Annotated in this window: 11 protein-coding genes; 5 read left to right on the top strand and 6 right to left on the bottom strand. The window is 56.6% G+C overall.

Annotation, left to right across the window (positions count from 1 at the left end):
- The first annotated feature begins 246 nt into the window (after positions 1 to 246).
- Entirely contained in the window at positions 247 to 642 is a 396-nt protein-coding gene (locus C2L65_RS35150) for a hypothetical protein (RefSeq protein ID WP_042309808.1), read from the top strand.
- Positions 643 to 758: 116 nt separating this feature from the next.
- On the opposite strand, the gene C2L65_RS35155 is transcribed toward C2L65_RS35150, so the two are convergent.
- Positions 759 to 968 carry a hypothetical protein gene (locus tag C2L65_RS35155; protein WP_208647231.1) on the bottom strand — a complete coding sequence of 70 codons (210 nt, stop codon included), beginning with the start codon at positions 966 to 968 and terminating at the stop codon, positions 759 to 761.
- Positions 969 to 2,491: 1,523 nt separating this feature from the next.
- Entirely contained in the window at positions 2,492 to 3,313 is an 822-nt protein-coding gene (locus C2L65_RS35165; RefSeq protein WP_042309803.1) for a helix-turn-helix transcriptional regulator, read from the bottom strand.
- Between the two features lie 197 nt (positions 3,314 to 3,510).
- Between C2L65_RS35165 and C2L65_RS35170 the strand changes: the two genes are divergently transcribed.
- From C2L65_RS35170 to C2L65_RS35185, 4 genes are read left to right on the top strand one after another with little or no spacing between them, the layout of a single operon-like run.
- Entirely contained in the window at positions 3,511 to 7,200 is a 3,690-nt protein-coding gene (locus tag C2L65_RS35170) for an ATP-binding protein (RefSeq protein WP_103254623.1), read from the top strand.
- Positions 7,193 to 7,816, top strand: a complete 624-nt coding sequence (locus C2L65_RS35175; protein WP_156132329.1) for a hypothetical protein — start codon at positions 7,193 to 7,195, stop codon at positions 7,814 to 7,816. The genes C2L65_RS35170 and C2L65_RS35175 overlap by 8 nt, the downstream gene beginning before the upstream one ends.
- A gap of 4 nt (positions 7,817 to 7,820) precedes the next feature.
- A complete protein-coding gene (locus C2L65_RS35180; RefSeq protein WP_042309767.1) occupies positions 7,821 to 9,059 on the top strand; it encodes a hypothetical protein in 1,239 nt (412 codons plus the stop codon).
- Positions 9,056 to 9,901 (top strand): DUF7281 domain-containing protein, encoded by an 846-nt coding sequence (locus C2L65_RS35185; protein ID WP_042309766.1) that lies wholly within the window; start codon positions 9,056 to 9,058, stop codon positions 9,899 to 9,901. The genes C2L65_RS35180 and C2L65_RS35185 overlap by 4 nt, the downstream gene beginning before the upstream one ends.
- Positions 9,902 to 10,005: 104 nt before the next feature.
- Here the strand turns inward: C2L65_RS35185 and C2L65_RS35190 are convergent, their stop codons facing one another.
- From C2L65_RS35190 to C2L65_RS35205, 4 genes are all read right to left on the bottom strand, one after another.
- Positions 10,006 to 11,079 (bottom strand): nucleotidyl transferase AbiEii/AbiGii toxin family protein, encoded by a 1,074-nt coding sequence (locus C2L65_RS35190; protein WP_042309764.1) that lies wholly within the window; start codon positions 11,077 to 11,079, stop codon positions 10,006 to 10,008.
- On the bottom strand, positions 11,048 to 11,467 hold the full coding sequence (locus C2L65_RS35195; RefSeq protein ID WP_081921101.1) for a DUF6088 family protein: 420 nt from the start codon (positions 11,465 to 11,467) through the stop codon (positions 11,048 to 11,050). Before C2L65_RS35195 ends, C2L65_RS35190 begins: the two co-directional genes overlap by 32 nt.
- 581 nt (positions 11,468 to 12,048) lie before the next feature.
- Positions 12,049 to 12,489, bottom strand: coding sequence for a type II CBASS E2 protein (locus tag C2L65_RS35200; protein ID WP_042309762.1), 441 nt, complete (start codon positions 12,487 to 12,489; stop codon positions 12,049 to 12,051).
- Between the two features lie 2 nt (positions 12,490 to 12,491).
- Positions 12,492 to 13,742: an SMODS domain-containing nucleotidyltransferase gene (locus C2L65_RS35205; RefSeq protein WP_052426919.1), complete on the bottom strand. Its 1,251-nt coding sequence runs from the start codon at positions 13,740 to 13,742 to the stop codon at positions 12,492 to 12,494.
- Positions 13,743 to 13,747 lie beyond the last annotated feature (5 nt).

A 13,747-nucleotide genomic window follows, 5' to 3' on the forward strand; every position in this document is an offset into this window, starting at 1 on the left:
GATGAAGGCGCCGAGATGCGTGTCTTCGCGACAGACGCCACGCCGGTGCCAATCCTAACCAGCTCTTATACCTTAGCATCGAATCGTAAGGTATAAAACGGTGAGCCTGCTCCGTTCAGGAAGAGCCCTTGAAACAGGTCACGAGTTCTCTCGGCAGTGGGAGCGACATGGCAGCGCGAAAGAAGTCGTCCGGTTTTGGTCGCCGCGATGCCTATACGAGGCAAGATAATTTTTCGGGGATGTTTGATGTCAACGATTGATTTCCAACCGATGTTATTGGTTACGTTTAATCAACCATACGACGGCCTCGTAAATGGCGAATTTTCCTGGATATCGCTGGTTAGCGACATCGCCGGCGTTCATGGCGAAATATCACGACTGCTGGGCGGGAGTGTGCAATGGCGCAAAATAGTCGAATCGTGGGCGCTGAGCGGAGACGTCGACCTCGAAATTGATGAGCTTCGACGCTGTCACGCAGGGCTGCTCATCTGGTTTATCGAAGCTCAAGCGAACCCAGTAAGCATCCAACGAGAAGCGACCGCCATCTGTGGGGCAAACACCAGACCGAATTGGGAAATTTCCGATACGTCTCAGATTGACGCTCTTATCGAGGACCTTCGATCAAAAAAAGTGCTTGCCTAGCCACGTTTCTACCTTGGAAGCGACGAATGGCCGAGAACGTGCGTTCAGGCGTATGTACCAGCTAGCGAACGCCGTGTTACGCACGACGGCGTCGCTAAAGTATGGCTGTGCTGCAACTAGACGCGGCGCCAATGATCGGGCTTGTTCTTATCGCTCAGATGGCGCACCCGCGCAACATGGAGCGGTTTGTCCGGGTGGTTCGCCTTCGCCCAAGCGATCGCGGCTGCTTGAGTGCTTGAGGTGTGCAGTGGGCTGGTACTGTGCGCCGGCTCGACGGTGAACACCCCGGTTCCCTTCTCGTTGATGAAAAGACTGTTATTCGCCACGATTTCTCCTCGTTCTCTCAGATTACGCTGTCGCTTTGGTTGTCCAACGATTGTTGTATCAAGATAATATACGAAATCCAGCCAACATGGTCGTTGGTGTCGAGATGTATGGTGCGGTCCCCGAGACATCGCTGCAATACTTCGCGATCGGACCGGTTAGGTCGAGGAACAGAGGCGGCAAGTTGGTTGGTGGTTTTCGTTGTTCGCGTCGCGACTGCCAACGACACGCGACGCGACCGTCGCTCAAGAGGGGCACCTCGTAGGCGCCGCAACATCTCGCATGACGGCCGCGCTCAACGGGCAATAGCAGATGCGGGGTCGGCTGGCGGACCGTTTCGACAATCATGGCGGCATACGTTGGCAGTCGCGACGCGAACATGAAAACCGCGTATTGGTGCGACTCGAGAAAGGTGGGCGCTATGAGAAAGCGATCACTCTAAAAATGACTCGCAGCTTCGAAGGGACGGCAGCTAGTTCGGCTTCCTACTTCCTGGTGGTTGCCTGTGTCCGGATTCGTGATCACGCATCCGCAAGAACCGCTTTCCCCTTATCAGCCATGACACTCCTTAAGCGCTATGGAGCGGGCCACCGGGACGCCTATTCCGGATGTCTCCACTGCGAGCCTGCAAAGTGTAGCAAACTATTTGAACTATTATCCAATCTCGTTTATTTGATGGAGCGGCCATGCAGATGAGATGTGACACCGCGCCGGAGTTCCCGACGGACGGGGGCAGCACCTTATCTTTAAAAGGACCACATCCGGTTCAAGCGGCCCGTCATCGACTGCGTGAACGCGCCAGCCCGTCACAATACCTGGTGCGCCCGACAGGGAGGAGGCGCTCCGAGTATCGCCCGTAAACATCAGCCGGACGCCTCCACCGAGTGGCCAGTCAACCCGGTGCCATCCGCAACAGCAACGATTCTCCGCGAAAATCAAAAGACTCTGGGGCCATGCCCACCTCGGCAAGGTACCCGCGTTATTCGCAGGGACGAGCGGTGACCGCGTCCGCCCACAGTTGGCGCGGGTTCGCTCGCGGGTGGACGCCGTCTTCCTGGCCAGTCGTCGCCTTCGTTAAGTTTCTCGTTGCTGGGGCCGTTATCAAAGTTGTCGCTCATGAACCGGAGAAATTGCGATGAGGCTTCTATCGGTCGCCTGGGAACTTTGGTGTGACTTGCCGCGAACCAGACAGATTGGAATTTGCGCAGGAGTAGTATTTTGCGCACTCGGATTGCCCAGGAGTGAACTAGGGCTTGTCTGGTACGAAGCGCGTAGCGCCTTCGGATTGCAGAATTGCGTCGAAGACGCTGCCGCTCCCTTGCTTTCTGCAATCGATCACAACGACTCTGACGCTATGTCGGAGGCAGTTGCCCCGGCCCGTCGGCGTCAGCTGAGCGAATGCGGTTCGAAGACTCTTCAGCACCCAAAGACCACACTCGCTTTCCTGCGCGATGAGCATAGGAGAATGGAGGCGATCGATGCACGCAGGAAGGACTAAGCGGCACGGATGCAGAGTCAGATCCGACTATGGGATCTGCTCAACCGACAGTTGATGTGCAGCGGGCACATCATTGCCCTCAGGTTCAAACTTCGCTTTCACATAAAACAGCATTGCCTTCCGTAGGCTTAGCGTGGCTTCCATCGTCTTTCGCGGCAGATCATATTCCAGTGCGATTGCTTCACGCTTCTCGGAAGCAAGGTCGGGGTTGGGCGTCACGCGCACGTCCACGACCGTAGTCCAGTCGTTGTCATTGGACGAGTCAACTTCAGAGCTCTTGACGTGTCGGGTTGTCAAAATGCGGCCTAACACGAAATCCCGAAATTCATTGCGTGTGTGACAGTACGCCCGTACATGCCATCGTTCTCCGTCAGATGCGAAGGCATGAGGTGAAAGCCACCGCCACGTAGGTTTCTCTCCAGTCATCGACTGATACTGGACCTCGATCTTCTGCCGTTCCCGAACAGCAGTCACCATGGACTGGAGCACCTGCGGCGTCGCGCGACGATTCGGGAGAGGCCAACTCGCGATTGGGACAAGGGGAGAGTTAATGCCCGCAAATTCGTCCAGCGTCTCGGGACTAATCAGTTTCGGAACAAAACCCGGCAGCGGCAAGTAGCGTCTGCGCGACTTGTTGTACTCCATGTTGTCTGGATACCGCTCCATGTAGACGCGGAAATCTTTTGCGGCCTGAATCGGATTGATGCCGAAAGCGTCGATCAGGTCGGCCCGCTGCAGCTCGCCTCGCCAGAACAGGCATCGCTCCACATGCATCAACCGTTGGACGACTGTCGGTGGCAGCGCGTCATCGTGGGGCGTTGAGAGTATTTGATCGTCAGTCCGAGACACGTGGCAGGTCCTACCCGAAACTCCGGGGCGCGTTGAAAGGCGGGTCCGTAACTGTGATGTCGACCCTGTAATTATGTCCAGTATTGACAGATGCTAACACTGACCGTTACTCTGCGCTACATGTAGCATAAAACTATATATAGTGTGAAGCTACGAATTCACGAAATACATTAGCAGGTGTTAAGGGAGAAGGTGACGTGGGCGAGCTAGCTACTACGCACGGGGAAGGGGGCAGGCCGCGCTTTGCGTTGCAGCGTGTGCTGTTGATCGATTCATATACTGCTGGTCGAATCACGGAACTACCGGTTGAGGGCGGCACAGCGATCGTCAGCCCGAACGGACGGGGGAAAACGTCGCTGCTTCAACTGATTCCAGCGTTCTACGGTGAACGACCCGACCGGATCGTGAAGCCGGTCAGCAATCAGGGGAATTTTGCGCGCTACTATCTTCCGCGTTCGACGTCATACGTTGTGTTCGAATATCGCCGGGACGACGTTGAGTGCTGCGCCATCCTTTGCGCGGACGCATCGGGCGACGGCGTCGAATATCGTTTTGTGCGCAGTGGCTTCCAGCGCGAGTGGTTCGTGCACGATGACGAGACCACGCTGGTGGCAAACGCCAACCTTTTCGAGCGGCTGAAGCTGCGTGGGGTGAGCTGCACGCGCAAGCTGCCGCTCGATCAATATCGAGCGATCATCCAGGCAAAGCGCTCGCATGGATCGGATGTCAAGCAGCATCGCCGCGATATCCTCGATTACGCATATGGCCCGGGCACGCATCCGTTGCTGCACATCGAACGCATTGTATTCGGGATGTTCATGCGCAAGTCCAATTTCGTCGACTTGCAACGCATGATTGTCGCGACCGTAACGGACGCCACCGGAAAAATCTCGCTGGGTGCAGAGCGTAAGAAAATTGAAGCGTGGCCGGATGCGTTCGAGAGCTACGCAGCTGTGATGGCCGAGGCGTCCCGCATGGATACCATCCAGCGATCATATGACGCTGTTCTTGCCGCCGAGCAGGAGCTTCGAAACATCCATGGCCGGTTTATGTCGATCGACCGCGAGCTCGAGGGTGAACAGCTTGAAAAACAGCGGGAACAGGACGTGGCGAGAGACGGTCTTGCGACAGCCGAGCAGGAGTATCTTTCGGCCCGTCGGGTTATCCAGGAGCTGATCGAGAAGGCAGAGCGTGCGGCCAGGGACGCTAACGCGACTCTCGCTTCTTTACAACAACAGCACCAGAACTATCACAAACAGGACATAGAAGCCAAGGCCGCTCTGCTTGATCGCGAGCGCGAGATTGAGCAAAACCAGCAACGGCTTGCTTCGCGCAAGGCTGCGTTGCTGAGCGAACTATCGAACATCGAAGACGAGTACCGGAAGATACTTGACGGTCTGACCTTGCAGCACAAGGACCGGGAAGTCGCGTTCGAACGCCAGCGTTCGGCAGCGAAGGAGGCGAGTCAGTCCCGGTTGGACGCGCTTCAGGCCGAAAACAGGCAACAGGAGGACGCTGCACGTCAGGTGTCGCTTGCTGATGAGAAGGAAATTCAGATAGCCGTCAGTCGCGCAAATCAGATGGTCGGCGAAGCAACGGTTCGCCTGAATAACCCGCAAGCAGCGGCCGAGTTCGTCGAAATTGCCGAGCAGCAACAGGCAAAGGTCGACGAGACTCATGCGAGACAACTCGACGTTATCGAACGGGAGGGCGAGGCCAAAAAGCTTTACGAGCAAAAACGTGCGGCGTTCGCGCAGGCCGAGAATCAGTTGCGGAACCTGAATGTCCAGGTGACGAGTGAGAACAGGAAACTCGATTCGCTCCTGATGCAAGCGTCGCCAGACGAAAACAGTGTGCTCTACCTGTTGCGCGACAAGCGGCCGGATTGGACTCAGGACATTGCCAAGGTCTTACGGGAGGATATCCTGACCCGTGTCGATCTGTCGCCCGTGATTGGCGCGCTCCAAGACAGTGTGTATGGGCTTCAGGTTGACCTGGAGAGTCTCGATACGCCGCTCGTTGCGGACGAATTGGCGATTCAGCGAGAAATCGGGGCAACCCGGGAAGAACTGCAGCGCCTGGCGTCGCGCGTCGAGCAACAGGAAGCAATTCTTATCCAGAGTGGCGCCGAACGTGAGCGTGCCGAAGAGACGTTGGCACACAGGACGGCCGAAACGGCGATGGCGAAATCGGCCAGGTCATCGGCTGAGCAGCAGCTGAAGACTGCGCGCCTTGACGTGCAACGAAGCCGCGACGCTGCAAAGGAAGCTGCGAGACAGGCCCTTGCCGATGCTCAACGTGCGTTGGACGCAGCGCAACAGCAAATGTCAGCACATCGAGGGCGTCTCAATCAGGAGATTGAAACGCTCACAGCCCGATATCAGCAACGGGTGAGTGGCTGTCGGCAAGAGCTTGTCGAGTCGATCGAGGAGATCGGCACGAAAGAAACTGAAGAGAAAAAACGCTACGAATCTGCGGCCTCGCAGATTGACGAAGAGCGCAAGGCCAAGCTCAAGGCGAACGGGGTTGACACAATCGCACTGGCAGAACTCGAACGTCAGATCGCAGAAGCGATCGGGCAACTGAAGACAATCGCTGATTCACGCGACCTGGTCCACGGCTGGAAGCGCTGGCTGGAAGTGGACTGGAGTCGGAAGCACACGTACGAGGACGAAGTTGCCCGCGCGCAGAAGGAGAAGGCGGATCGCGATGAAGACCTGCGCGCCTGCGAAAAAACGTGGCTAGAAGATGCAAATCGACGCAAACAACTGATTGAGAACATCGGTCGAAAGTTGACCGATATCAAAGGCAAGCGTGAGCAGGTCACGCGTCAGCGTCTGTCGCTGACCCAATATCAGGTAGACGAGGGCGCGATTCCAGCATATGACCCGGCATGGCAGGTCATTACCCTTGTCGGTCAGACGAGCGAACAGCGGCGCGCCCTCGGTATGCACGAGGGGCGTCTTCAAACTGAAATCGGCGCCATCAAACGGGTGTTTACTTCGAGCAGGCACTCGCCGCCTGACCAATACTATGAAATGCAAAGGCAGATCATCGGACCGGACCGGGCAGACCAGGCGCGGGAATGGGTGCCACCGTTCAAGGCCTGGTACTCAACCGAGCACGAACATTATCGGAATCTGCTTCGTGTTGACGCACGAACTATTGCCGAAGCGGTTGGAGATTTCCGGGACCGGATGGATACCTTTCACCGCAAAGTTCAGCAGTTTAACCGCGAACTGCAAGACAACCTTAACTCGAACCAGGTGTTCAGGAGCATTGGCGGACTAACTGTCGAAATCGTGTCGTCGATTCGCGAGCTGGAATACTGGGACACGATCGAGCGGGTAACCGAATCGCGTCGTGAGTGGATGGCGGGCGACGTTGCGGATATGCCGCCTCCCGAGTTCGGGTCTGCGCTGCGTGAGCTCCTCAATCACTGGCAGATCAGGGAGGGCATCCAGGCTGAATTGACGAACCTTGTCCGGATTCAGGGAGAAGTCATCGAAAACGGTAACCGTCGTCCTTTCAGGAAGGCCGAGGATCTTGAGCGGATCTCGTCCAACGGATTGTCCTACATCGCGATGGTGCTGATTTTCGTTGCTTTTATCAACCGCGTTCGAGGTAGCGCCCCTATCAACATCGTGTGGGCACTGGACGAAATCGGCGCGCTGGACACCGGGAACGTTATCCTGCTCGTAGAGATTCTCAAGAAAAACAACATCACTCTCGTGACGGCTTGTCCGGATCCGAAGCCGGATGTGCTCGCGCTATTCCGGAATCGTCGCTCAATCAGTGGCGATCGTCGCGTCTACGATCCATCGCCGGCAGCCCCGCTACAGCGACGCGCGGGCAACGAAGAAGAAGCGGAGGCCATCAATGTTTGACGTAGCGATGTCTTTGTTGCTGTCAGGCGAATTTGTGTGCGAGGTCCGTTATCCCGATGCCTTTCGCTTCCTCGCGGCCGACGCACATCAAAAGGATGCCAATGCGTACCTGGCACGCATCGGCCGAACGCTCGCCATGACCGAGCTGGGCGGGGCATGGTACGCAGCGTACGACCGGATCAATCAGGAGGAAAAGCGCGCGATAAAGGATGAGTTCACACAGATCAAACAGAGAATCCGGTTTCTGGTGGAGTTTTTCGTGAAGGCCATGCGTGCGACCAACCAGGAGGTGTTCTATTCGCGCGGTGACAAGATTGAAGCGCACGCCTTGATGGCAGCCATTGATGGCAACCCGGGTTTGCGAGCTGAGTTCCAGGCTATGGGGACGGTTGGGCGCGGTGGCGCCACCGACGGCAAGATGAAGAGCAGCCTTGATCGACAACTTGCCTTGCTGGTCGATACGGGATATCTGGTTGTCTCAAATGCGGAGCGCGAGATTTACCAGGTTACTGGCAAGATTGAATACCTGACCGAAATCGTGCAGTTCCTGATGACCACGGACAACATCCCGGAAGATATGGGAGACGAACAGGACACGACGGCACCGCTCATCTAACACTATGGCTGACAAATCTGATCTGGTCACCGCCTATCTGGGCAAGCTTTCCAGGCACAAGGAATTGATCGCGACCGCCTATCACCACGGGTCGGTCGATGCGTCCGATGCTCGCGATGGCGGACGAGGGCTATTCGAGCTCACCCAGGCGCGCGTGCTCGTACCGTACAGGGAAGGTACGTATCGTCTTGCCTCGTCCCTGTCGAAACATCTGGACGAGGTTTTGCAGATTGAGCGACTTTACTCCGCTGCTGGTGCCAATGTGTCCGAGCTCGCAAAGCGCTTGCCGGACATCGCCCATCTCGTTGCTAACGCGGTATTCGACGGGAGGATTGATGATTCGGACCGGTTCATCGACGAATTTGACCGGGCGGTGTTCGAGCTCGCAGATAGTGTCACTGGAGCGTTGCAGTCGCTGCGGATCCAGGCTGATAACAAGTTCGCGAACGTGAGCAGCTATGCGGAGAAGCGCCGTCAGAACGAATTCTATCTCGACCGGGTAGAGCGTATTAGCGAGGCCCTCGGTACGATCCAGTCGGGTGACATGATCCGGTCGTTCGAATCGACGCCTGAAGGTGAACGTCTGCTTGAGTCATACCGCTCGCAGATTGGGGAGCATCTTGCTGAGTGGCGAGCACAGTTGCTGGATATCACGGCAATATTGCGCGAATACCTTTTTCGTACGCGGCAGATTGAACTGGTCGCCCGACGCATGCGCTCGTTCGAGTTGTTTCTCAAAAGGACGCCGTCGTACGTTCCGGCGGACATCGATAGCCTGTCCGACGCTCCGGCTTGGGTCCGGCGTGCGGCGGGTCTTTCTCTAGGCGCGCATGCGTGCGTGCAAAACACTGCGCATGACGAGATTCTCCTCGACATCGCGAGATCGATACCTGCGGTCAAGCCGTTGAGCGTCACAGCCCCACGTATGGGCAATCTTTTGCCAGATTCGCCGGTCGATGTCGACGAGAATGAGGCGCGGCCTCAGCCGTGGGAAGACGCCGTTTACGCCATGCTTGAACATGTGAATGCGATGCCCGTCTCGGCGCTAGAGTGGAAGGCAAAAAACGCAAAGGTCGCTGCGCTCGACAATGACATCTGGTTGCTGTGCCTGTTGCACGAGGAGGAGAAAGATCTTGATCGACACGCGACTTTGCGATTCGACCACGTAACCGCACAGGCAGAGCATTTTTCTGGTGTGATTTCGCTCATTGATATTGTCGTGTCGAGACCTGCACAGATATGACTAGCAAGAATCTCGCAAAGACGCTGCTTCGGATCGTCCAGAGCCCGCCCGATCAAGTCGAGTTTACAAAATCGGCGGCCTTGATGGAGTTCGCGACAACGACTGGTATCGGCATTCTGAAGGGGAGCCGGATACAGTTTGGTGAAAAGCACAAGGACCGTATCCGATCCTTGTTGAGAGCGGACAACATCGACCCAGACACACCGCTCGACGCATGGGCGACACTCGGGCGAGCGGAGTCGCTGGCGATTGGCCCGGACGAAAAGTGGGCAGGTGAAGCAGTTCGTGCGCACCGGATTGCCTTCAAGGCGCTGCGGGGGAAACCGTTGCTCGTAGGCGACACGCCGATCTACTTGCCGCCGCGTTCGAACCTCGAGTGGCGTTGCATAGATGCAATTCAAAGTCTTCGACATGATGCCGTAATCGTCATCGAAAACTGGGAAGTGTTTGAACGGGTCGACGATTTGCAGTTGGACATGACACGTGTCTCGACGAATCCGTTGATTCTCTGGCGCGGCGGCACATCCAATGCCTCAGTAGGCGCTGCGATGCGCTTTATCGAAGAATTCGAGCGTCCGGTCTGGTCGGCACCTGACTATGACCCGGAGGGTCTGGCAATCGCAGCACGGTTACCACACCTCGCCGGCGTGCTTGCGCCGCCTGACGACGTGCTGCGCCAGTTACTGAAGGCTTCGCGCCTGCACGCTCGTTATAGCCAGCAGCTCCCGGGTGCGCAGCCAACCTTGGAGCAGGCAAGCCACCCTGATGTGCAGCGGCTGTGGACTCTCGTTCGAGCGAGTGGCAAGGCCCTTCCGCAAGAACGATTATGTGTTCAGGTTTGAAGTGGAATCGCCGCAAAATTCAACGAGCGTGCTGTCATGATGGCGGTCAGCCAAGCCGTGTCGGCCCTGACTGTTATGTTTGTCGCAGGCGGGGGCGATGGTAATCAAGCATCGCCGCGTGCGCTCTGAGCGGCATCAAGCAAAGTCTGGGCGACGGTAGCGAAAGTGGAAAAACACGCTTCAAAGTCGGGTTTCGATTCGGCAAAGAGAAGGGGAAGCAGACGTTGCTCGAAGTTTTGCCGCAAACCGGCGTCAGTTTTCGCACGCTCTAATGCGCGGCGCAGGACGCTGTAAGGATCTTTATCGAATTCTGGATTTTGGCCTTTGAACTCGAGAGCATCTTTCTCAACCAGTGCGCGAAATACGGTCGTCGCCGCCTGGACGGTTTCTGGCATCGACTCGTTAATCCGCCAAACGTCATAGACGTGGCGAACCAGTGCGGTATCAAATTTGCCGCGCTGATGTCCATCCCACTGCCATGCGCAACGCCGCAATAGCGAGAGTACTTTCTCGCCGAGCGTCTCTGCGACGGAGATGCAGAGCATCTGAATTGGTTTATCCGTCTCGCGCCCAACGAGACGATCGAGCATGTAGCTCATTTCGAGCATTTCCGTCGCCAGTTTAGGAGGGCGGTGTATTAGTTCCACCTTCAGCTGTGGCCTGAGGACTCCGGCGATATCCGGAAAATGTGGTTCATAGTCAACCGCAAGCTGGTGATATCGGCGTTCGTCAAGGGAGAACGGATTATTTCGGTCCTCGACTACGGTGAGTGTGAATCCGGCTGCCTCCAGGCGTTGTAGCACCTGTTTGTGGATGTCGCCGAGGCGCGCGCGATCCGTTCTGCCACCGGGAAGTGCATAGCCTTCAGGTACGTCGTCCAGGACGATTTTGATGTCAATATCTTCTGACATCCGCTCTATCAGGCCGTGCGCTTTGGATAGACATGTTCCGCCCGCAAATACGAGGTGGGTTTTCACCTCGATCCGTGCAGGGTCACGGTCGCCCTTCTTATGATTTTGTCTATGGGCTACATGGCTTACCGAGATCTGCGATAGCTCTCGCAAAACGTCTGTGATATGCACGTCCTTTTCAGCGACGGCAGCCGGCAAATTTGCCAGAAGTTCGGCCGTGGACGCATCTTCAATATCAGACTTCCACTCGTCGGTTATTTTTCTCATACTTTACTTCGCGATTTCCAACCTGGATTTTGCGGCTTATACGACGCTTCCCCGTACTCACCACACTATCCATCGGAATCTGTGTTGTCTTCCCGCTGTTGTATTCTTTCGTTAGTTTGCCTGGTAATACCTCAACCTTTAGCTTGCGAAAGGTCTCTGCAGCAATGACCTCAAAGGTGCCAGCAGGGGTAGGCTTTCCAGTGAACTTGTTGAGTCGTGTCTTCGCAAAAACGCCTTTGCTGACGCGGACCAGTCTGCCCTGATCAACCAGTTTAGAAAGTACGCGCCCGACCTGAGTGCTGCTCCCTAATGGGGCCACTTCGGATCGAAGCACCACGGGACCTTTTCTCTGCGCAATCGAGCGGACGATTCGATCTTCGACCTTCATTTTGCCCCTCCGTGAAATAAGGTCCAACGTATAGTCACTCTATCACAAAATGGATCGGAGGCCCTTACGAATCAACCGTTTTGGCGTACAAGGTCTGCCCATATTTGGGCTCTAAATGTCGAGTTTGGCTGATGTGTAAGGAGCGGAGAGGCCGGGACCGGCTGAATCGTGTCCGCCGGGAATCGAAGTGGCGGGACAGAGAGCGCGGGCAACGCTTTCAAGTTCCCCGCTGCAGCCGGCAAATCCAACAGTTCCCAACGGCTTACAACCGCTTTTGCAGGATAAAAACCCTAAAATACGAGAAACACGGGTATAAAATACTATAAATTACAGTATATGTGGATAATTTATCCTTCGTAGGTCGGCGCCGGCCGGTTAGCTGCGCAGGCGGCGTCGCGGGCAGTCACGTCCGAGCCTGTCGCGTTCCAGGATGGGTTTCATATTTTAATGGGGCCGTTCGCGCTGCGGTACTGCCACAGGAAGGCGCATGGCGCCATTAGCACGCCCGACGTCTCGAGCAGATCCGCTCAAAATGGGAGTTGGGCCAACAGGTAGAATCGCTTTCGTTCCGCATTGGGACGTCAGTCATCTTTCGTACCGTTCGGATGCACTCCGCCCCCAGCCCATTCATCTGTAGCACGCCAGTACTCGTAGTGCCACAGCCATTCGGCCGTCCACGGGATATACGTCTCGATGAATTTCATGTCACGGTGCCACTCACGCTGCTTGGGCCACCATAGACAAAGCTGCGTCTTACCGTTCTCGTGACCGTAAATATGCGGCGGGCGCTTGCCGCCGTTTGACGACACGAGGTCCGGCGAAATAATGTACATGCGCGGCGACTTGCCGCGCGGTATGACTAGCAGGCACTTGTACAGGGGCGAGAAACTGGACGGCGAGATCTCGAAACAGTAGCGTACTTCGGAGCCACGCAATCGCGTCAATTGCGCGCCCGGCAGACCGAGCGCCTTCAATTCAAGCGCCTGTTGTTCCAGCGAACGCGTCGGAGATCCGCGACGCATGGCTACTTCCCGAAAAAGTTGTGTGAGCGGGAAGGCACGGTAAGGGGCGTCGCGGCGGCAGTCAGGAACGTCGCACGGCCTAGATTGAGCTCAGCTTTCTGCCGCTCCAGCAAGGCTTTCTCGACAGCCTGTGCAGGCCGCTGACCGAACACATCGCGTACCTGGGTGATCACAGAGGCGATGCCTTGACGAGCATCGATGGCTGCAAGAATTTTTTCGACATCCTCGACGAGGAGCTCGATCCAGGCACGAAACGCGATCTGGCGGGACGGTTCGTTCATGTCTTCCGCCAGGTTGCTCCTGGGAGCGGCCGGGTTAGGGAGGTGCCACTCTTCGTCACGTCCAAGGGTCGTGCTGGCGAACATCGTCGGCATCGTTTCCACGACGTCCAGCAACAGGTCAAGCGGGGTCATGTGTATGAGGGGCGCCTTGGCAGCGTAAGCATGCGCGGCGAGCGTGGTAATAAAAATCGACGAGGGCACCAGGTCTTTCGCGTTGTTCTTTGCCAGGAAACTGACATTTCTGTGCAGTTTGAGCACCTGGACGATGCGGCACAGCAACGGTTCAAAAACCTCGTCCGGATCATTCAACGGGACGATTTCGGCCGATCTGCGGACAGAGTCGAAGGTTGCGGACTCCATCGCCGGCATCAATGCGGCGATAGCGGCCGTTTCACTGAAGAACTTCGCATAACCGCGCGGGTTTGTGGACTCAAACCGCGAGGCCGCCCGGTCGGGAATCAGTCCATGCGTTGAACCGTAAGCCTGAGCGAAAAGCGGGTCATCAATGACAGGCGCAATGTCCGCGCACATGCCGCCCGAATAACACAGCGTCACGCAGCGATCCCACTTCTTCAGCGTAAGTCCATGCGCGTTGGCGTAGTCCTGAAATGCCACATGGAAGTGATTCAGAAGGCGAGTCGGCCCACGTTCATCACCGTATCTGGCGAGCGCCTGCGAATCGAGCCGCGCAATCAGGTCGATATCGAAGCCGTCTCGCGAGTCGTCCCAAGGGCGAACCATGGTGCCGAGCTGTCGCGAACCGTGAGGATGAATTTGCGTGATCAGACCGGCGAATTCAGGTCGCTTCGCGAGGAACTCCGCCGTGCTGTTATAGGACGACTCGATCTGTTCAAGCTGTGTCCCGGTAGGCGTCTGCTGTCGCGCAATGGCCTCGAGCAGGAAGAAAAAGTCGTCCGAGGACGTCCGCGATGCGGGGCGTCGGCGCGGTGTTGATATCAGATCTCGCTGCAATTTCG

Origin of the sequence: Paraburkholderia terrae (assembly GCF_002902925.1) — a bacterium.
In the GTDB taxonomy this organism is placed as follows: Bacteria; Pseudomonadota; Gammaproteobacteria; order Burkholderiales; family Burkholderiaceae; genus Paraburkholderia; species Paraburkholderia terrae.

Coding starts and splice junctions, on each gene's coding strand:
- C2L65_RS35200 (WP_042309762.1), bottom strand. CDS start 12,489: ATGCGTCGCGGATCTCCGACGCGTTCGCTGGAACAACAGGCGCTTGAA.
- C2L65_RS35185 (WP_042309766.1), top strand. CDS start 9,056: ATGACTAGCAAGAATCTCGCAAAGACGCTGCTTCGGATCGTCCAGAGC.
- C2L65_RS35195 (WP_081921101.1), bottom strand. CDS start 11,467: ATGAAGGTCGAAGATCGAATCGTCCGCTCGATTGCGCAGAGAAAAGGT.
- C2L65_RS35180 (WP_042309767.1), top strand. CDS start 7,821: ATGGCTGACAAATCTGATCTGGTCACCGCCTATCTGGGCAAGCTTTCC.
- C2L65_RS35150 (WP_042309808.1), top strand. CDS start 247: ATGTCAACGATTGATTTCCAACCGATGTTATTGGTTACGTTTAATCAA.
- C2L65_RS35190 (WP_042309764.1), bottom strand. CDS start 11,079: ATGAGAAAAATAACCGACGAGTGGAAGTCTGATATTGAAGATGCGTCC.
- C2L65_RS35175 (WP_156132329.1), top strand. CDS start 7,193: ATGTTTGACGTAGCGATGTCTTTGTTGCTGTCAGGCGAATTTGTGTGC.